The sequence below is a fragment of the Pseudarthrobacter sp. CC12 genome, assembly GCF_039907755.1.
Classification (GTDB): Bacteria; Actinomycetota; Actinomycetes; order Actinomycetales; family Micrococcaceae; genus Arthrobacter; species Arthrobacter niigatensis.
Window position 1 is genome coordinate 77,145 of record NZ_JARDJH010000006.1, and the last position, 19,428, is coordinate 96,572.

18 protein-coding genes and 1 pseudogene are annotated in these 19,428 nt (G+C 66.6%); 8 read left to right on the forward strand and 11 right to left on the reverse strand.

Annotated features, from left to right (window positions below):
* Nucleotides 1–57 precede the first annotated feature (57 nt).
* Nucleotides 58–3,189, reverse strand: coding sequence for a S8 family serine peptidase (locus tag PV772_RS07030; RefSeq protein ID WP_347885741.1), 3,132 nt, complete (start codon nt 3,187–3,189; stop codon nt 58–60).
* 254 nt (nt 3,190–3,443) lie between these two features.
* The gene (locus tag PV772_RS07035) at nt 3,444–3,629 is read right to left on the reverse strand and encodes a hypothetical protein (protein ID WP_141158233.1); all 186 of its coding nucleotides are present in this window, start codon (nt 3,627–3,629) and stop codon (nt 3,444–3,446) included.
* A 247-nt stretch (nt 3,630–3,876) separates the two neighbouring features.
* Here PV772_RS07035 and purS point away from each other — a divergent pair, with 247 nt between their 5' ends.
* Genes purS through purL form a run of 3 tightly spaced genes read left to right on the forward strand, consistent with a single transcriptional unit; the run spans nt 3,877 to nt 7,209 of the window.
* Nucleotides 3,877–4,128: a phosphoribosylformylglycinamidine synthase subunit PurS gene (gene purS / locus PV772_RS07040; protein WP_015935902.1), complete on the forward strand. Its 252-nt coding sequence runs from the start codon at nt 3,877–3,879 to the stop codon at nt 4,126–4,128.
* Between the two features lies 1 nt (nt 4,129).
* Nucleotides 4,130–4,903: a phosphoribosylformylglycinamidine synthase subunit PurQ gene (gene purQ, locus PV772_RS07045; protein ID WP_141158234.1), complete on the forward strand. Its 774-nt coding sequence runs from the start codon at nt 4,130–4,132 to the stop codon at nt 4,901–4,903.
* Entirely contained in the window at nt 4,900–7,209 is a 2,310-nt protein-coding gene (gene purL / locus PV772_RS07050; protein ID WP_347885742.1) for a phosphoribosylformylglycinamidine synthase subunit PurL, read from the forward strand. Before purQ ends, purL begins: the two co-directional genes overlap by 4 nt.
* A 74-nt stretch (nt 7,210–7,283) precedes the next feature.
* On the opposite strand, the gene PV772_RS07055 is transcribed toward purL, so the two are convergent.
* Genes PV772_RS07055 through PV772_RS07070 form a run of 4 tightly spaced genes read right to left on the reverse strand, consistent with a single transcriptional unit; the run spans nt 7,284 to nt 8,857 of the window.
* On the reverse strand, nt 7,284–7,577 hold the full coding sequence (locus PV772_RS07055) for a DUF503 domain-containing protein (protein ID WP_307360347.1): 294 nt from the start codon (nt 7,575–7,577) through the stop codon (nt 7,284–7,286).
* Nucleotides 7,578–7,585: 8 nt separating this feature from the next.
* Nucleotides 7,586–7,906: a putative quinol monooxygenase gene (locus tag PV772_RS07060; protein WP_141158236.1), complete on the reverse strand. Its 321-nt coding sequence runs from the start codon at nt 7,904–7,906 to the stop codon at nt 7,586–7,588.
* Nucleotides 7,903–8,451: a DUF1990 domain-containing protein gene (locus PV772_RS07065; RefSeq protein WP_307360343.1), complete on the reverse strand. Its 549-nt coding sequence runs from the start codon at nt 8,449–8,451 to the stop codon at nt 7,903–7,905. The genes PV772_RS07060 and PV772_RS07065 overlap by 4 nt, the downstream gene beginning before the upstream one ends.
* Entirely contained in the window at nt 8,444–8,857 is a 414-nt protein-coding gene (locus PV772_RS07070; protein WP_347885743.1) for an MmcQ/YjbR family DNA-binding protein, read from the reverse strand. The genes PV772_RS07065 and PV772_RS07070 overlap by 8 nt, the downstream gene beginning before the upstream one ends.
* 45 nt (nt 8,858–8,902) lie before the next feature.
* Here PV772_RS07070 and PV772_RS07075 point away from each other — a divergent pair, with 45 nt between their 5' ends.
* Nucleotides 8,903–9,943, forward strand: coding sequence for a 2-oxoglutarate and iron-dependent oxygenase domain-containing protein (locus PV772_RS07075; protein WP_347885744.1), 1,041 nt, complete (start codon nt 8,903–8,905; stop codon nt 9,941–9,943).
* Here the strand turns inward: PV772_RS07075 and PV772_RS07080 are convergent.
* Nucleotides 9,940–10,365 (reverse strand): CoA-binding protein, encoded by a 426-nt coding sequence (locus PV772_RS07080; protein WP_141158297.1) that lies wholly within the window; start codon nt 10,363–10,365, stop codon nt 9,940–9,942. The genes PV772_RS07075 and PV772_RS07080 overlap by 4 nt on opposite strands.
* A gap of 311 nt (nt 10,366–10,676) precedes the next feature.
* Here PV772_RS07080 and acs point away from each other — a divergent pair.
* The 4 genes and pseudogenes from acs to PV772_RS07100 form a co-directional block, all read left to right on the forward strand.
* Nucleotides 10,677–12,635, forward strand: a pseudogene (acs, locus tag PV772_RS07085) (acetate--CoA ligase); the annotation flags it as partial.
* Nucleotides 12,632–13,825: a dimethylsulfone monooxygenase SfnG gene (gene sfnG / locus PV772_RS07090; protein ID WP_347885745.1), complete on the forward strand. Its 1,194-nt coding sequence runs from the start codon at nt 12,632–12,634 to the stop codon at nt 13,823–13,825. The pseudogene acs and the gene sfnG, both read left to right, overlap by 4 nt.
* On the forward strand, nt 13,825–15,177 hold the full coding sequence (locus tag PV772_RS07095) for an O-acetylhomoserine aminocarboxypropyltransferase/cysteine synthase family protein (RefSeq protein ID WP_141158300.1): 1,353 nt from the start codon (nt 13,825–13,827) through the stop codon (nt 15,175–15,177). The genes sfnG and PV772_RS07095 overlap by 1 nt, the downstream gene beginning before the upstream one ends.
* Nucleotides 15,174–15,668, forward strand: coding sequence for a CoA-binding protein (locus PV772_RS07100; protein WP_347885746.1), 495 nt, complete (start codon nt 15,174–15,176; stop codon nt 15,666–15,668). Before PV772_RS07095 ends, PV772_RS07100 begins: the two co-directional genes overlap by 4 nt.
* 60 nt (nt 15,669–15,728) lie before the next feature.
* Here the strand turns inward: PV772_RS07100 and PV772_RS07105 are convergent, their stop codons facing one another.
* The 4 genes from PV772_RS07105 to PV772_RS07120 all read right to left on the reverse strand — a co-directional run bounded on the left by PV772_RS07105 (nt 15,729) and on the right by PV772_RS07120 (nt 19,370).
* The gene (locus PV772_RS07105; RefSeq protein ID WP_347885747.1) at nt 15,729–16,664 is read right to left on the reverse strand and encodes a hypothetical protein; all 936 of its coding nucleotides are present in this window, start codon (nt 16,662–16,664) and stop codon (nt 15,729–15,731) included.
* Entirely contained in the window at nt 16,661–17,212 is a 552-nt protein-coding gene (locus PV772_RS07110) for a sigma-70 family RNA polymerase sigma factor (RefSeq protein WP_347885748.1), read from the reverse strand. Before PV772_RS07110 ends, PV772_RS07105 begins: the two co-directional genes overlap by 4 nt.
* Nucleotides 17,213–17,487: 275 nt before the next feature.
* Nucleotides 17,488–17,859, reverse strand: a complete 372-nt coding sequence (locus PV772_RS07115) for a DUF1508 domain-containing protein (RefSeq protein ID WP_347885749.1) — start codon at nt 17,857–17,859, stop codon at nt 17,488–17,490.
* Nucleotides 17,860–18,080: 221 nt separating this feature from the next.
* A complete protein-coding gene (locus PV772_RS07120; protein ID WP_347885750.1) occupies nt 18,081–19,370 on the reverse strand; it encodes an adenylosuccinate synthase in 1,290 nt (429 codons plus the stop codon).
* Between the last annotated feature and the right edge of the window lie 58 nt (nt 19,371–19,428).

Sequence of the window (19,428 nt, forward strand, 5' to 3'; positions counted from 1 at the left end):
GCGAAAAAGGGTCCCGGACGTATCGTCCGGGACCCTCCCCCCATGCTTAGTTGATGGTCAGGCTGCGGGAACAGCCTGGGCCATGCCCATCTGGGGAGCGCCGGCCGGAGCCGGGGCAGAGCCGGAACCTACCTGCACGTTGACCCAGGTCTTGATGCCGTTGCTGCCCAGGCTCAGCCGGGAGAGGTACGACCCTTCGGAAAGTCCCGTCCAATTGAGCGTGGCCGAGGTGGCGGTCCCGTTCGGCGCCACGATGGGGTTGGGATTGACCGTCAGGTTGCCTGCGTCACCGGCAAAGGAGACGGCCTGGACCGCAGCAGTGGCAGGCCCGTTGTCCGGGGTGACGTACAGGTTCGCCACCACGTAGTAGGTCCCGGGACGCGGGGATTCGAGGTCCAGGAACTCACTGGCCGATGCCGTTGCCACCTGGGTGGCTGTGAGGCCCCCGGATCCGTTCGGTGCGTAGACCACCATGTCCCAGTCGACGTCGTTCGACTGCGCCTGGATGCCCAGCCGGGCAAACGTGGCGCCGGCCGGCACCTTCACCTGGACCAGGGCGTTGTGCGCGTCGTTCGTGGCTGCGTACGCTCCCGGGGACTTGGTGATGGCGGTCTGGCTCAGGGGTGCCAGCCCCTCTACTCCGACGGCGATGGGGCTGTCCGAGCCGGATACGAGGTTCATCGATCCACTGCCGGTGCCCGTGGGCGAGCTGAAGGTGAACGACGGGGCGATCTGGGCGTCAACGGGCCGGATGGCGATCGGTGAGCTCACCGTCCGGGGGCCCTTCCAGGTGAGGCTGCCGGTGCTGAACTTGCCCACTGGGCCGCTGACGTTCCGGATGGTGAGGGTCACTTCACGGGTCTGCCCGGCCTTGGCGAAGTTCAATGCCTTGGGTTCGACGTTGACGTTGAAGCCCGGCATGTTCACTTCGGGGCGGTACATGCCCGGGACCAGCGCGGTCAGCTTGCGCTTGACCTGGACCTCACCCACCAGGCTGCCCAGGGCAACCGAGGGAACATTGAGGTCGCGGGCAGCGATGGTGCCCGCCTGCGGCGCTCCCGTTTCCACGCCCTGTCCGTTGAGGAAGCCGAGCCAGTCCTGGATGCCTGAATCGTAGACCAGCCCGGGATCAAGGACACGGGTGGAGTCGATGTGGCCGGCGCCGCCCTGGAAGGGATCGGTATTGGGCGTGCCGTCGGCGTTCACCAGCGGATAGGCGGTGGTCATCATGGCGGACTTCACCATGGCGGGCGACCATTTCGGCTGCTTGCCGAGCACCAGGGCACCGAAACCGGCGATGTGCGGCGCGGCCATGGACGTGCCGGACATGAATCCGAACTGGTCGCCATGGTTGCCGATCGTGGAGACGCCGGCAAGGACGTTCACGCCCGGGGCCGAGATATCAGGCTTGAGCAGGTCACCGCCGGACGCGAGGGTGGGCCCGCGGGACGAGAAGCCCGCGATCTGGGGCGCCGGCGCCGGGGGAAGTCCGGTCAGGTCGCCCTTGACCAGGCTTACCGTCAGTGCCGGATTCGCTTCGAGCTTGGCCTTCAGCTCCAGGCTCTTGGGCGCGTTGACGTGGACGGTGGGAACAGCGTGGTTGTCGGCGTCCTCGGAGCTGCTGGTGAGGTTCACCAGGATCATGCCCACGCCGCCCTTGTCCAGGACTTCCTGGCTCTTGGCGGTCCGGTCCACCACGCCGCGGTCGCAGACCACAACCTTGCCGGCCACCTTGGCGGCGTCAAGGGTGCCCGGGCCGCAGAGGTTGGGGTTGGCCGCACCGGCCGCGGCGGCAGCAGCAGCCAGGACCACAGGCTTGTCCGCCGGCTCGGACTTCATGATGGATGCGCCGCGGTACAGCGATCCGTCGGATACCTTGACCGTGCCCACCAGGTCACTGGGGAAGGTTGCGGCGGCCACCGTGGTCAGCCATGGCGAGGCGTGGTTGACGGTGGAGGCCGTGGGACCGGAATTTCCTGCCGAGGCAGAAACAAAAATGCCGGCGGCGGCGGCGTTCAGGAAGGCCAGCGCCACGGGATCGGTGGTGCTGTTGTTGTTTCCGGAAATGGAGTAGTTCAAGACGTCGACGCCGTCCTTGATGGCTGCGTCCACGGCCTCAACCGAAGCGGAGGAGTAGCAGCCGCCGGTGTCCGGGTTGGTGTCCTCCCAGCAGACCTTGTAGACCGAAACCTTGGCGGCCGGCGCCACGCCGGAGCTCTTGCCGAAGCTGGCCCCGTCGATCACCTGCTCGATATTGGCGTTGCCGGCGGCAGTGGTGGCCGTGTGGGTGCCGTGGCTTCCCACGTCCACGGGGGAGATCTGCTCTTCGGGGGCGCGGTTGCCGGGTGTTACGTACTGCAGGAAGGAATCCGCGAAGTACCGGGCCCCGATGACCTTGGAATTGCAGAGTGATCCGTCGAAGGATGCCCCCGTTCCCTGTCCTTTCTGGCATTCACCCTCGAAAGTGGTGCCGTCCGCTTTGAGCATGGCAATTTTGCCGTCGCCGGTGCGGTAGGGGACGCCAACCTGCGCCTCACCCTGCAGGGCCTTCACCGGTTCCCCTTGAAGGAAGGGGTTGTCCGGGGCATAGCCCGAATCGATAACGCCCACCACTACGCCCTTGCCGGCGTTGGCTTCGCCCCCGAACTGCTTGGCCCAGGCCCCATCAGGACCGGTGAGCTTGAGGAAGTCGGTGGTGGTGTAATCGGGTTTGTTCTCGACGTCGGGCGCAACCACCAGGACGCGCTTGTCCTTGGACAGGGCTCCCGCCTGCGCCGCGGTCAGTTCCGCCGTAAACCCGTTCAGGGCCGCGGTGTACTGCTTGGCGGGAGTGACCCCCTGCGCAGCTGCAACGTCGCGCTGCTGCTTGCGCAGATGGGCGTCGTAGGCCTTGTAGTTGGGACTGCCCGCGTCGAGCTTCCTGCCCTGCTGCGGCTTGGTAGCGCCCAGACCGTCAGTTCCCCCTTCATAGGCCGCGGCAGCCGGACCGGCGAGTACCACGATGTACCTGCCGTCCTTGAACTGGCCGTCCTTGGCGCCGGATGAAGCGTTTCCGGCGCCCTGGACGCCAGGCGCCGCCGAAGCGGGCCCCACTGCCAGCGAGCTGAGGATCAGGGGCAACCCGACGGCCAGGGCGGCCGCCTTCCGGAGTCCCCCAGCCCGCAAGGGGCTCTTTCCAGTTGATTTCACGTGCAACCCTTTCACGATGTGCCGCCCAGAGTGGTGGGCGCCCCGAATGACTGGCACTGCAGAGGGAATTACAGGTTTTGTAATTAGCTGAGACCAGACTGTTCACAGGGTACAGACTGAGAGCGCGATATGACATAGAGCACATTTGAAAAATTTTCGCCTGTCATACGGCGGGTAAAGCCTCAGTAACCTCAGGCACGCAAAAGGGCGCCCCGAAGGGACGCCCTGCAACAAAGTGGGAGGATGCCTGCGGGCTAATGCCGCGGAGTCCGCACCACGTCACTGATCCATTGCCTGGTCTTCTCATCCACCGGGCCCGCCACCCGCGTCTCGCGGGCCAGGCGGTCAGCCTTGACCTTCTGGAACACCATGCGGCCCAGGCCGGCGAAGACGGCAGCAGCGACCATTGGCAACAACACGGACTTCGAATTCTCAGCCATCCAGCAATCCTAGTGAAGGCCCTGCGGCAACTCCAGAACCAGACCTCCATACGCCTCGAATGTTCCAGCGTTTTGTGCGGCACCCCCACCGGGGCCGCGGGGATTCAGAGCGATGCGCCCGTGCCGGTAGAATGATAGGGCAAGCTCGCGGAGCGCCCGTCCACCATGTCCCCCGACACACCGGTACGGCGTGAGACGGCACCACTCCGCTGCGCCCTTACCCAAGCTCACGCACAGGAGTTGCCGGATGCCCCGGATCGTTGTTGACGTCATGCCCAAGCCCGAGATTCTGGACCCCCAGGGGAAGGCAATCGTTGGCGCTCTCCCCCGGCTGGGCTTCACCAGCTTCAGCTCTGTCCGCCAGGGCAAGCGTTTCGAACTGACGGTCGACGGCGAGGTGACCGAGGAAATCCTGGCCCAGGCCCGTGACGCCGCCGAAACCCTCCTGTCCAACCCCGTGATCGAGGACGTCGTCAACGTCGAGGTCGTCGAGGCCTGAGATGACTGAACTTCCCCTGATCGGCGAAGCTGTCGCTGTCGCGGCGGAACCGCGCCTCGCCGGCGCCCGCATCGGCGTCGTCACCTTCCCCGGCACCCTTGACGACCGGGACGCTGCCCGCGCCGTGCGCCTCGCCGGTGCCACCGCCGTCGAACTCTGGCACGGCGACACCGAACTTGGTGACGTGGACGCCGTCGTGATTCCCGGCGGCTTCTCCTACGGCGATTACCTCCGCGCCGGCGCCATTGCCCGCTTCGCGCCGCTGATGTCCAGGATCATCGACGCCGCCAACTCCGACGCCAAGCTGCCCGTCCTGGGCATCTGCAACGGGTTCCAGATCCTCACCGAATCGCACCTGCTGCCCGGCTCGATGATCAAGAACGACCACCTGAAGTTCCTCTGCCGCGACCAGGTGCTGCGCGTGGAGAACACCAACACCGCGTGGACGCTGGACTACCAGGCCGGCCAGGAAATCACCATCCCGCTGAAGAACCAGGACGGCCAGTACATCGCTGACGAGAAAACCCTGGACGCCCTTGAGGCCGAGGGCCGCGTCGTCTTCCGTTATGTGGGCTTCAACCCGAACGGCTCCCGCCGCGACATCGCCGGTATCTCCAACGCAGCAGGCAACGTGGTGGGCCTCATGCCGCACCCCGAGCACGCCGTGGAACCGGGCTTCGGCCCCGAATCGCTCGATGGCATCGGCGGTTCCGACACCGACGGCCTCGGCTTCTTCACCTCCGTCCTGAACAAGATTGTGGGAGGCGACAAGTGACCACCGAAACCACCAAGAAGTTCAACATCGACACCGTCGAGAACGCTGCCAAGACTCCGGACACCGAGCTGCCCTGGGCGGAACTTGGCCTGAAGCAGAAGGAGTTCGACGAGATCGTCAAGGTCCTTGGCCGCCGCCCCACCGGCGCCGAACTGGCCATGTACTCCGTCATGTGGAGCGAGCACTGCTCCTACAAGTCCTCCAAGAACCACCTGCGCCAGTTCGGGCAGAAGGTCACCGAGGAAATGAAGAAGGACATGCTGGTGGGCATCGGCGAAAACGCCGGCGTGACCAACCTGGGGGACGGCTGGGCCGTGACCTTCAAGATCGAATCGCACAACTCGCCGTCGTTCGTTGAGCCCTACCAGGGCGCCGCGACCGGCATCGGCGGCATTGTCCGAGACATCATCTCCATGGGCGCCCGTCCCGTCGCCGTCATGGACCCGCTGCGCTTCGGCGCCATCGACCATCCGGACACCGCCCGCGTCATGCACGGCGCCGTGGCGGGCATCGGCGGCTACGGCAATTCGCTGGGCCTGCCGAACATCGGCGGCGAGATGGTCTTCGACTCCGTCTACCAGGGCAACCCGCTGGTCAACGCCCTGGCTGTCGGCGTCATGCGCCACGAGGATATCCGCCTGGCCAACGCCTCCGGCAAGGGCAACAAGGTGGTTTTGTTCGGTGCACGCACCGGCGGCGACGGCATCGGCGGCGCCTCCGTGCTGGCCTCCGAGTCCTTCGACGACACCAAGCCCTCCAAGCGCCCCGCCGTCCAGGTGGGCGATCCCTTCGCGGAGAAGGTGCTCATCGAGTGCTGCCTGGAGCTCTTCAAGGGCTCCCTGGTGGAAGGCATCCAGGACCTCGGCGCCGCAGGCATCTCCTGCGCCACGTCGGAGCTTGCCTCCAATGGCGACGGCGGCATGCAGGTTGAGCTGACCTCCGTCCTGCTCCGCGACCCCACGCTGACCCCGGGCGAGATCCTGATGTCCGAGTCGCAGGAGCGCATGATGGCCGTGGTCACGCCGGAGAACGTGGAAGCGTTCGAGGCCGTCATGGACAAGTGGGCCGTGGAGTACTCCTGGCTGGGCGAGGTGACCGACACCGGCCGCCTGATCATCACGTGGGAAGGCGACGTGATTGTCGACGTCGATCCCCGCACCGTGGCGCACGACGGCCCGGTCTACGACCGCCCGTTCGCCCGCCCCGAATGGCAGGACGCCGTGCAGGCGGACACCTTCACTGGCTCGGTGCAGGACGCCGGCCGTCCGGCCGCCCCTGCTGAGCTGGCTGCGGCCGTCACCGAGCTCGTGGCGTCACCGAACATGTGCTCCAAGGCCTGGATCACCAACCAGTACGACCGCTACGTCGGCGGCAACACCTCCATGGCGTTCCCCGACGACGCCGGCGTGGTCCGCGTTGACGAGGAGTCAGGCCTGGGCGTTGCCCTGGCCACCGATGCCAACGGCCGCTACACCTACCTGGACCCGTACCACGGCGCGCAGCTGGCACTGGCCGAGGCCTACCGCAACGTCGCCACCGCGGGCGCCATCCCCATGGCCGTCAGCGACTGCCTGAACTTCGGCTCCCCCGAGGACCCGGACGTCATGTGGCAGCTCGCCGAGGCCATCCGCGGCCTGTCCGACGCCTGCATGGTGCTGGGCATCCCCGTCACCGGCGGCAACGTCTCGCTGTACAACCAGACGGGCACCACGCCCATCCACCCCTCCCCCGTGGTGGCGGTGCTGGGTAAGCTCGACGACGTCGCGCGGCGCACGCCGTCGGGCTGGCGCGAGGACGGCCAGGCCATCTACCTGCTGGGCACCACGGGCGCCGAGCTGGACGGTTCCGAATGGGCCAACATGCGCGGCCACTTGGGCGGCCAGCCGCCGAAGGTGGACCTCGAGGCAGAACGCGCCCTGGGCGAGATCCTGATCAACGCTTCCCGCGACGGCATGATCGACGCTGCGCACGACCTCTCCGAGGGCGGCCTGGCGGCTGCGCTGGTGGAGTCCTCGCTGCGCTACGGCGTGGGTGCCCGGATTGCCCTTCAGGATGTTGTTGACCGGGACGGCGTGGACCTGTTCACGGCGCTCTTCTCCGAGTCCCAGGGCCGCGCCATCGTGGGTGTCCCGAGGTCGGAGGAGATCCGCTTCACGGACATGTGCACCGCCCGCGGCTTCGCGCACACCCGCATTGGTGTGGTGGACGCGGCGAGCGGCACCCTGGACATCAATGGCGTGGAGAGCCTGTCCCTGGACGCCCTCCGCGAAGCCCACGAGGGGACGCTGCCGAAGTACTTCGGCTAGGCCCCACGGAACGCGGACGGACACTCGAGCCCAGAGAGAGGGCTTTGGGTGTCCGTCCGCATTTAAGGACCGGTTCAGTCCTCGCTGTGGAGCTCGCGCTGGCGGGCACTGAGCAGCTCGATCTCCGGGCGGCCGGCCACGAAGCGTTCGACGGCGGCGAGCACCTCTACGATGTGCGCCCGGTCCGCTGCCACCAGGCCAACGCCAAGCCGGGTGCGCCGGTAGTGGCTGTGGTCCCCCACCTCCGCTACGGACACCTCGAACCGGCGCTTGAGTTCGGCCAGGAGCGGCCGGACCACGGAACGTTTCTCCTTAAGGCTGTGCACGTCGCCAAGGAGGATGTCGAACTCGGTCCAGCCGATCCACATGGCAGTCCCTAGCCGATGGTGAGTTCGCCCATGAGGTCCCAGCCTTCGCCGTCGAGCTGCCGGCTGATGATCTTCGGCGTCTCAACGAGGGCCTGGGGCATGTCCGCCATGGCTTTCTTGAAGTGGTCGCTGTTCACGTGGTCGCCGGCGGCGTCATCCTGGAAAGCTTCCACCAGGACGTATTCGTTGGGGTCGTCCAGGCTGCGGGACCAGTCGAACCAGAGATTGCCCGGTTCCTTGCGGGTGGCTTCGGTGAAGTCTGCCACGAGCTCCGGCCAGCGCTCTGACCACTCGGGCTTGACCTTGAACTTGACGACAATAAAGATCACTGGGATTTTCCTTCCGCGGCGAGACTGCGTGCCCCTTCAATGTACCGGGAAGTAACGTAGCGCTGCGCCGCGCGGGTCACCAGTCCGCCGGCGGCGTAGAACCAGTTGGCGGGCCTGCTGAAGGCCTGGATCCGCAGCCACACCTCCGCCTGGCCGTCGATCTCCACTTCAAAGGATTCCTCCCCGCGGGCAGGGTGGCCGGGCAAAGTGCCATAGCCGAAACCGGCGGACTGCGGGATGCCGCCTGGCACCGGATCATGGACCCACACGACCTGGCAGGGTGCCGGCAGGCGGAAGGGCCCGACGCCGAATCCGCTCACCACGTGTGCCCCCGGCACGGCCCGGGGCGAGTCGGCCCGGACCCGGAGCCCCGCCCGCCGTTGCAGTTCCCAGGCGAGGATGCCGTCCGCCACGCGCCGGTAGGTATCCAGCCCGGTGCCCAGGCGGACCTCCTGCAGGACACGGTCGTATCCTTCGGGGGCGCTCCCTTCTTCGGTGCTTCCCACTCCCGGGTATTCGAGCCGGGCAGTTGCCTTGTCAGTCACTGCTGCCTGCCTTCCCGAGGCGTGCCCACCCCAGTTGCTCCTGCTGCTTCCGGCTCAAGCCTGCCACCACCAGGTCGTACGAGTCCTCCACCATGTCCCGGACCATCCCGTCCGGCAGCGATCCGTCAAGGCGGACACCGTTCCAGTGGGTCTTGTTCATGTGCCACGCGCCGGTAATCGCCGGATGCACTGCCCGCAGCTGCACGGCAAGGGCCGGTTCGCACTTCAGGTTCACGTAGAAGTCGTCCTCGTCCATGAATGACAGGGCAAACAGCTTCGCCTCGTGGCGCGCGCCCCCGGCGATGCGGGACCGCACTTTGAAGACCGACGTTTCCGGTCCGAACGGAAAATCCTCGTAGGCGCCGGGAAACGAAAGGCAGATTGTCCGCAGCGCGTTGGGGTCCATGAAGGAAGCCTATAAAGCAGGCGGGTACGGTGCTAGTCTGCGAGGATGTCACGCGACCAGGGAGCCATTCCTGTTCTGGATCTGAGTTCCGCACGGCAGCCCTACGGATCCTTCAGCCCGGAATTCATCGAGCAGCTGCGGCATGCCACCCATGACGTGGGCTTCTTCCAAATCACCGGCTACGGCGGGCGACCCGGCCAGGCTGAAGAGTTGCTGGACCTTGTGCGGCAGTTCTTCAACCTTCCCCTTGCCGAGCGGATGAAGCTGGACAACCGCCTGTCCCCGCACTTCCGCGGCTACACCCGCATGGGCACCGAAGTGACCCAGGGCCGGGCGGACGCGCGGGAGCAGATCGACTACTCCCCCGAGCGCGACCCGGTGCCGGACTTCCCGGAGGACCAGCCCTACTGGCTGCTGCAGGGGCCAAACCTCTGGCCCGACGAAGCGTTCCCCCCACTCAAGCCCGCCGCCATGGAATGGGCTGACCTCATGTCAGAGGTAGGGATGGAACTGCTGCGGGCCATCGCGGTTTCGCTCCAGTTGCCGGAGGACTACTTTGATGAACCCTTCCGGGACACCCCGGCATGGATGGGCAAGCTGGTGCACTACGTGGGTGGTGTCGTGGAAGAAGCCGGCGCCCAGGGCGTCGGCTCCCACGCCGATTACGGGTTCGTGACGCTCCTGCTGCAGGACGGCGTAGGCGGCCTTGAGGTCCTGCCGCCCGGTACCAGCGAATGGCTGCCGGTGGAGCCCCTGCCGGGTGCGCTGGTGGTGAACCTGGGTGAGATGCTGGAAGTGGCCACCGAGGGTTACCTGGCGGCCACCATCCACCGTGTCCAGGCCCCACCGCCGGGCGTGGACCGCTACTCGGTGCCGTTCTTCTGGTCGCCACGGCTGGACGCTGTCATCGAGCCCGTTCCCCTGGCGCCTGAACTGAAAGCGGCGGCCCGCGGCATCACGGACGATCCCGCCAACCCGCTGCTGGCATCCTTCGGCCTGAACATGCTTAAAGGGCGCATGCGCGCGCACCCGGACGTCACCGAACGGCATTATCCGGAATTGCTGAAGCAGCCGGGGGAGCCCTAAAGCCCATATTTCCAGGCAACCTGGGCGGGGCAGGCGTTCATCACCACATCGAGGCCGGCCGCCTTGGCGCGCTCCGCCGCCGCTTCGTCAATAACACCCAGTTGCAGCCACACAGCCTTGGCACCCACAGCAATAGCCTGGTCAACCACGCTGCCCACCTTCTGTGAATTCACAAAGCAATCCACGACGTCGATGGGCCGCTTTTCCGCCGGAATGTCCGCCAAGGTGCGGTACCCCGGTTCGCCGTGGACCGGGTCCCCTGGCAGGTTGACGGGGATGATGTCCATGCCCAGCCGGTCGCGGATCAACAGCGAAACATCATAGGCTGAGCGCCACTCATTGGTGGTCAGGCCCACAATGGCCCATCGGCCCTTGGTTCGCATAAGCCGTTCAATGACTGCAGGATCGTTCGTGTGGCCCATGGGTTCAGACTACGCTCCCTGCCCGAAGTCATAGCGCGTCGAATAAGAGAATGATGCACGGCTCTAGTCGACGTCATGAACGAATATTACGCGGCGGACGCAAGGGTTTGCTCTTGCCGATTCACTGGAGTGTAGTGGTCTTTGACCATCCCGAGCGGCCGAGAGACCTGGATCGATGACGCCGCAGCAATCCTGGTCGCCGGACGGCCCCCAATGCCGCGGCGATAGCAAAGACCGCAGCCGCGGGTACCTGGAGCTGACCGCTCCGGAGGGCTGCCTCCTCAGGGTGCTACCGCCAGGACCGATGGAGTGAAACGATGGGCGTGAGCACCACCGAAACGATGCACCTGAACGCGGGAGTGCACCCGGACAACGTTGCCTTCTGGGAACAGCAGGCGCTGCGCCTGGACTGGGATACCCCGTGGCACACGGCGCACCGCTGGAATCCGGCGGACCCTGAAGCCGGCCGCGGACCGGAAATCACCTGGTTTGAAGGCGGACGGCTCAACGTGGCAGCCAACTGCGTGGACCGCCACGTCGCGGCCGGCCGCGGAAACAAGGTGGCCCTCCACTTCGAAGGCGAGCCGGGCGACCGCAGATCCATCACGTACGCCGAGCTCCAACGAGAGGTGGCCAAGGCCGCCAATGCCCTCCTGGCCCTGGGCATCACCAAGGGCGACCGCGTGGTCATCTACCTCCCGGTCATCCCCGAGACCATCATCATCACGCTCGCCGTGGCCCGGATCGGCGCCATCCACTCCCTGGTGTTTGGTGGTTTTTCCGCCGAAGCGCTGAAGTTCCGGGTGGAGGACACGGGTGCCAAGCTCCTGGTCACCACGGACGGCCAGTTCCGCCGCGGCGTGGCCGTTCCCGTGAAGGACAACGCGGACGCAGCCGTCGCCGGGGACAATGCCATCGAACACGTCCTGGTGGTCAACCGCACCACCCCTGCCGGCAAGCTCACAACCGTGCCCATGACGGAAGGCCGCGACGTCTGGTGGCATGACGCCGTCGGGAGCTCCCCGGACGTCCACGAACCGGAGGCGTTCGACGTCGAGACGCCGCTGTTCATCATGTACACCTCCGGGACCACCGGGAAGCCCAAGGGCCTGGTGCACACCTCGGGCGGCTACCTGACGCAGGCGTCGTGGAGTTTCGAGCACCTGTTCAGCAACCCGGACCCTGCCTTGCGCGAGCTGGATGTGCACTGGTGCACGGCCGATCTCGCCTGGGTTACGGCGCACACCTACGAGATCTACGGACCGCTGTCCAACGGCGCCACGCAGGTCATCTTCGAGGGCACCCCGAACACGCCCCACCCGGGCCGGCATTTCGAAATCATCGAACGCTACGGCGTGACGCAGTACTACACCGCGCCCACCCTGGTCAGGTCCCTTATGGGCTGGTTCCCGGACGGCGTGCCGGACACCTACGACCTGTCCTCCATCCGCCTGCTCGGCACCGTGGGCGAAGCGGTCAACCCGGAGGCCTGGCGCTGGCTGCGGCAGAACGTGGGCGCCGGCACAGCACCCGTGGTGGACACGTGGTGGCAGTCCGAAACCGGCGCCACCATCCTCTCCCCCGCGCCTACGGACACAAGTTTCAAGCCCGGCTGCGCCGCTCGCCCGCTGCCGGGGGTCAGCACCAGGATCGTGGACGACGGCGGCAATACCGTTGCGCCGGGCGTCCAGGGAAACATCGTGGTTGACTCCCCCGGGCCCGCCATTGCCCGCACCGTCTGGGGTAACCCACGGCGCTACTTCGATTCCTACTGGAGCAAGTACGCGGACCGGGGCTGGTTCCTGGCCGGCGACGGCGCCAAGTACGATGCCGACGGTGACATCTGGATCCTGGGCCGGGTGGATGACACCCTGAACGTCTCCGGACACCTGCTCTCCACCATCGAAATCGAATCGGCCCTCGTCTCGCACCCTTCCGTCGTGGAAGCGGGCGTCTGCCCGGTGGCAGACCCCAAGACCGGCCACGCGATCGTCGCCTTCGTTGTACTGAAGGGCGGGGCTCCGACGGAGGTGGCGGCCGAACTCCGCAACCACGTCGCGAAGGAGATCGGGCCGATCGCCAAGCCGCGCGACGTCGTCGTGGTTCCCGACGTTCCCAAGACCCGCAGCGGCAAAATCATGCGCCGGCTGCTCACCCAACTGTTCGAAGGAACAACCCTGGGCGACACCACCTCACTCCAGAACGAACCGGCCATCGCCGGCATCCAGGACGTCCTGCGCCAGCGGGCCCTAACGAAGGAAGAATCATGACAGACATCAGCAACGTCGCACGTCTCTCCGAGCCCCTCAAGTTCGCCTACTGGGTGCCCAACGTTTCCGGCGGCCTGGTGGTATCCACCATCGAGCAGCGCACCGGCTGGGACTTCGACTACAACAAGAAGCTGGCGCGCATCGCCGAGGAATCCGGCTTCGAATACGCCCTGACCCAAACCCGGTACGCCGCCTCCTACGGCGCGGACAAGCAGCACGAGGCCACCTCGTTCAGCCTTGCACTGCTGGCCGCCACGGAGCGCCTGAAGGTCATCGCCGCAGTCCACCCGGGAATGTGGCACCCCGGCGTGCTGGCGAAGTACATCATCACAGCCGACCACATCTCCAACGGCCGCGCCGCCGTGAACATCGTCTCCGGCTGGCTGAAGAGCGAGTTCACCAACTTCGGCCTGGAGTGGCTGGAGCACGACGAGCGCTACGTCCGCACCGAGGAATTCATCAACGTCCTGCGCGGGCTGTGGACCGAAAAGGAGTACAGCCAGTCCGGCAAGTACTACAACATCACCGATTTCACCCTGAACCCGGCCCCTGTGGACGTCCCGGGCCGCGCCCACCCGGAGATCTTCTTCGGCGGAAACTCGACGGCGGCCCAGGCCACCGCGGGCCGCGTGGCGGACTGGTACTTCTCCAACGGCAAAGACCTCGAGGGTTTCAAGGACAACATCGCCGGAGTGGTGGCCGCTGCCGGCGAAACCGGCCGCGGCGCCGGAGGCCCGCTGGCCGCTCCCCGATTCGGCCTCAACGGGTTCGTCATCGCCCGCGACTCCGAAAAGGAAGCCCGGGACACCCTGCGCGAGATCGTGGAAAAAGCGCACAAACCCGCCGTCCAGGGCTTCCGCGACGCCGTGCAGGAAGCCGGCGCCTCCACCAAGGACGGCAAGGGCATGTGGGCTGACTCCACCTTCGAGGACCTGGTCCAGTACAACGACGGGTTCAAGACCCAGCTCATCGGCACCCCCGAGCAGATTGCCGGGCGCATCGTGGAGTACAAGAAGATCGGCGTGAACCTGTTCCTCACGGGCTACCTGCACTTCCAGGAGGAGGTGGCGGCGTTCGGACGCGACATCCTCCCGATCGTGCGCGAACTGGAGGCCGACCTGGCGCGGAAGAACGGCACCGAATTGGACCTGTCCGGAACCCCGGTTGCCGCCGAAGCGGTGGCTGTCTGATGGCTGAACGCGCCTTCGGTTTCCGCACCCGCGCCCTGCACGCCGGGGGCACCCCCGACGCCGAGCACGGCGCCCGCGCCGTACCCATCTACCAGACCACGTCCTTCGTCTTCAAGGACACCAACGACGCCGCCAACCTGTTCGCCCTCCAGAAGTACGGCAACATCTACTCCCGCATCGGCAACCCCACGGTCGCTGCGTTCGAGGAGCGCATCGCATCCCTCGAAGGCGGCATCGGCGCCGTGGCCACGTCCTCGGGCATGGCCGCTGAGTTCATCACGTTCGCCGCCCTCACCCAGGCCGGCGACCACATCGTGGCAGCCTCCCAGCTGTATGGCGGCACCGTGACCCAGCTCGATGTCACCCTTCGCCGGTTCGGCGTCGACACCACCTTCGTCACCGGGACCGACCCTGCAGACTACGCCGCAGCGGTCCGGGACAACACCAAGGCCATCTTTGTGGAGGTGGTGGCCAACCCGTCGTCGGAGGTCCAGGACCTGGCGGGGCTGGCCAAGGTGGCACGCGACGCCGGCATCCCCCTGGTGGTCGACGCCACCTTGAGCACGCCGTACCTGGTGCGGCCCATCGAGCACGGCGCCGACATCGTGATCCATTCCGCCACGAAGTTCCTGGGCGGCCACGGCACCACCCTGGGCGGCGTGGTGGTTGAAAGCGGCCGCTTCAACTGGGGCAACGGCAAGTTCCCCACCATGACCGAGCCCGTGGCTTCCTACGGCAACGTCTCCTGGTGGGGCAACTTCGGCGAGTACGGCTTCCTCACCAAGCTGCGCAGCGAGCAGCTGCGCGACATCGGCCCGGCGCTGTCGCCGCAGTCCGCGTTCCAGCTGCTCCAAGGCGTTGAGACACTGCCGCAGCGGCTCGACGAGCACCTGAAGAACGCGCGGGCCGTGGCCGAGTGGCTGGCAAACGATGACCGGGTGGCCTATGTCAACTACTCCGGCCTGCCCTCCCACCCGCACTTCGAGCGGGCCAAGAAGTACCTGCCGCTGGGCCCCGGATCAGTCTTCTCCTTCGGGGTGAAGGGTGGGCGCGCCGCGGGGCAGAAGTTCATCGAATCCCTGCAGCTGGCTTCCCACCTGGCCAACGTGGGTGACTCCCGCACCCTGGTGATCCACCCCGGCTCCACCACCCACCAGCAGCTCAGTGCGGCACAGCTGGAATCCGCGGGCGTGCCGGAGGACCTGGTCCGCATCTCGGTGGGCCTTGAAGACATCGAGGACATCCTGTGGGACCTGGACCAGGCACTCGCCGAAGCCTCCAACGCCGCGGCCCGGGACGCCATTGTGGTCGAAGAACCCGCAGACGCCTGCACGATCGGAGCAAACGCATGAGCACCGCCGAACGCACCTGGTCCGGCCCGTCAGCACCGGAGCGGCTGGCGTTGCTCCGGCAGGCGAAATCCATCGCCCTTGTCGGGGCTTCCGACAAACCGTCGCGGGCCAGCTACTTCGTGGCCACGTACCTGCTCTCCTCCACCCGCTACAAGGTGTACTTCGTGAACCCGGTGGTGAAGGAGATCCTGGGCCAGCCCACGTTTGCATCCCTGGCGGACCTGCCGGAAAGCCCGGACATCGTTGACGTGTTCCGCAAGCACGACGACCTTCCCGGCGTCCTTGACGAGGCAGTGGCCGCCGGCGCCAAAACACTCTGGCTGCAGCTGGGCTCCTGGCATGAAGGCGTCGCGGCAGGCGCGGAAGCCGCAGGGCTCAACGTGGTGATGGACCGCTGCGTGAAGATCGAGCACGCGCGCTTCCACGGCGGCCTCCACCTGGCCGGTTTCGATACCGGCGTGATTTCCTCCAAACGCCAGGTCATCGCCTGACCGCCGCTGAAGAAAACAACAGCGGGTCCGTTTAACGGGCCCGCTGTTGCCGTCTTTCGGCTATTTCGCCGGAGACGTGGGCCGGGGGCCGTTTCCCTGCCCCGTGCCCTGGGAACCTGCCTGGCCCTGGACCACTCCGGCAGTGGGTTTCGCCGGCCCGCCGGCCGCACCCGCCGCTGCGGGCGCATTATCCGGCGCGGGTGTGCCCGCCTTCCCCTGGTTCGCGGCGGCCGGTCCTGCCGGCTCTTCCGCCGCAGTTCCTTGGTTCTCCGTGCCGCGGCCAGCTCCGTTGCCCTGCGTGGCCGGCCCTGCCCCCGCAGGCAGACACATCCTGCCGGCTGCTTCGTGATTGACGGGACCGGCGCAGAGCGGCGTGCCAGTGTGCGCATGCCCTGTGTGCCGGGAAGTTCCGGCCTGGTCCGGCAGGAGGCGGGAGGCGAGGTTGGCCGCGTCGGTGGCCCCGCCCGCTGCGGCCTCCGGGCCGGCGGCGGCAAGTTCCCCATCGGAAGCCACCCTGGGAGCACGGTAGCCGTAGCTGGCGGCCGACGGCTCGCTCACCGAACTGTTCCAAGGCGACAAATCCGCCAGCAGCTGCTCCACGGGGCTGTTCCCGGGAGGTGCTGAGCTGGCGGCTACCCCGCCAACTCCCAGCCCCATGCCGGCCACCAGCACCAGCCCCAGCGTGGTGGGGCGGTGCCTGCGACGGCGGCGGCGCGCCAGCTCATCGGCGGGCGGTCCATCGTCCTGGTCAGCTTCGCGTTCTCCAGGCTGCCTGCCTGCGGCATCGAGTGCGCCGGCAGGTACGGGGGCCTCCCCCCGGGCCGGCCCGCCAGCCGTGAGCAGTGCAGCGAGCTCCCCGGTGGGCTCGGGCGTGGGAATGGACGCGAGGGCACCCAGCGAATGGAGGGCGCCGCGAAGGTCCGCGTCCTGTTCGAAGCCGACATCCAGCAGCATGTCATCGACGAGGGCGGCAAGGTTATCCGGGGCAGGCGTCATGGCGCGAGGTACTCCTTCACTGCGGCAAGTTCCCGGAGTTTCAGCAATGCGCGCCGCTGAAGCTGCTTGACCGAACCAGCGCTCTTTTCCATGGTCTCCGCCGTCTGTTCCACCGTGAGGCCACCCACCAGGCGCAGCGACAGGACGTCCCGCTGGTCCCGGGGCAGCCCGTCCAACATCCTGAGGACTTCCCGGGGTGCGATGCGCTGCAGTGCTTCCTTCTCCGCCGACATGTCCTCGCGCCGGTCCAGCTCGGGCTCGAAGGGCAGCTTGGCCGGAGTACGGCTCTGGCGGCGGTGGTCATCCACCATCCGGGCGTGGGCAACAGCGAAGATGAAGGTCCGCAGCCCGGACTCCCCTCCGCGCACGGTACCGAGCCGTGGCAACACGGACAGGAACACTTCCTGCATGGCGGCCTCCGGATCCTCGACTCCCCGGGCCGTGAGATAGCCCAGAACCTGTGATGCATACGCCTTATAGACCAGGCTGAAGGCAGCGGTCCCGGACTCTGGCCGGTCCGGAGCCTCGTCTGTCTGTGCATCGGTCACTGACGTGGTGCTTTCCGTCAAGAAGGGCGGTGGCAAGGCAAGCGTTCGGTACATCCGGAACGCTGCGCCTAGTCTACCCTCCAGTAACCGCGCAGCCAGAAGCGCCACGGCCCGCGGCCAGCGACGGGCGCAGCCTGGCAGCCACCCTTGCGGAAAGACAAAAGAGCCGGTCTGGAACGTGATGGGGGACAGGTTCCAGACCGGCGCTTCATAGAGGTAATCGCTCCGGCCGCCCGGAGGGTTACGCCTTCTTCAAAAAAAGTTGGAAATCATTTTCAGCGGGTAGCTGTCCTGGTCCACCGCGGCACAATGGCGTGCCGGCGGGGTGCCCCTGCCAGCACGAAGGCGTGCGCCAGGGCGGGCGTGCGCTCCTCGCTGCACACAGGTACGACGGCGGCGGGCAGCTCCACCGGGATGGCGGCAGCAGCTGCAGCGGGTACAGGTGCGGAACGGGAGACGGCCCCCGCGGGACAGAGATCGGTGACCAGGCCGGTTCCGGCACATTCGCGAACCGCGGCTATCCCGGCCACCACGGCGGCTTTGTCCTCGAACGGGCCCGAGACGGCGATCACGGCCCCGTCCGGAGCCAGGAGCCGGAACCTGAAGAACGAATCAGCGTCGATGAATGCTTCAAATTTTCCGGCCATGACGATCCTTCCTTGGGCACCAGGTGGTACAGACGAGTCTGGCGGCGGCACCGGAAGCCTCACAAGACCGTGCGCGTTAAGCCTGTGTAAATTCGCTTTCCGGCTGCCAAAAAGAAGCGGCAGGCCACCTGCGAAGGTGGCCTGCCGCCGTCGTAGTCCCCGCCCGCTCCCCAGCCCCGCAAATGCGACCAGGGAACCCCGCGGGCGTGGGCCCACAAAATCTAGTCCTTGATGAGGTCGTTCACCACGATGGTCTGGTCCCGGTCCGGGCCAACGCCGATGGCGGAGAACCGGGTTCCGGAAAGCTTTTCCAGGGCCAGCACGTAGTTGCGCGCGTTCTCCGGAAGGTCTGCCAGCGTCCGGGCTCCGGTGATGTCCTCGGTCCAGCCGTCGAAGTACTCGAAGATGGGCTTCGCGTGGTGGAACTCGGTCTGCGTCATGGGCATTTCGTCGTGCCGGACACCGTCCACGTCGTAGGCGACACATACCGGAATCTGCTCGATGCCGGTGAGCACGTCCAGCTTGGTGACGAAGTAGTCAGTGAAGCCGTTTACGCGGGAGGCGTGCCGCGCCAGGACCGCATCGTACCAACCACAGCGGCGCGGGCGTCCGGTGTTGACGCCGAATTCGCCGCCGGTCTTCTGCAGGTACATGCCCATCTCATCGAAGAGTTCGGTGGGGAATGGGCCGGCACCAACGCGGGTGGTGTAGGCCTTGATGATGCCGATGGAGCGGGAGATCCGGGTAGGGCCGATGCCGGAGCCCACGGAGGCGCCGCCGGCGGTGGGGTTGGAGGAGGTCACGAACGGGTAGGTGCCGTGGTCCACGTCCAGGAAGGTTGCCTGGCCGCCCTCCATCAGGACTACCTTGCCCTCATCGAGCGCGGAGTTCAGGACCAGGGTGCTGTCGATGACCAGCGGGCGGAGCCGCTCGGCGAAGGACAGGAAGTACTCCACGATCTCGTCCACCACCACACTGCGGCGGTTGTAGACCTTGACCAGGAGTTCGTTCTTCTGCCGCAGCGAGCCTTCCACCTTCTGGCGGAGGATCGATTCGTCAAAGACATCCTGGACGCGGATGCCCAGCCGGGCAACCTTGTCCATGTAGGCAGGGCCGATGCCGCGGCCGGTGGTGCCAATGGCCCGGCTGCCCAGGAAGCGTTCGGTTACCTTGTCCAGCACCTGGTGGTACGGCGCCACCAGGTGGGCGTTGGCGGAGACCCGCAGCTTTGAGGTGTCGGCGCCACGCGCCTGGAGTCCGTCGATTTCCTGGAAGAGGGCCTCCAGGTTCACCACGCAGCCGTTGCCGATGATGGGAACGGCGTTGGGGCTGAGAATGCCGGCCGGCAGAAGCTTGAGTTCGTACTTTTCACCGCCTACGACGACGGTGTGCCCGGCGTTGTTGCCGCCGTTGGGCTTGACGACGTAGTCAACACGGCCGCCCAGCAGGTCGGTGGCCTTGCCTTTTCCTTCGTCGCCCCACTGGGCTCCTACGATCACAATTGCTGGCATGGGATCCTCCCCCATTCGTTCGGGCTGCCCGGGCCCGGCCACCAGGTGGCAGGCCGAT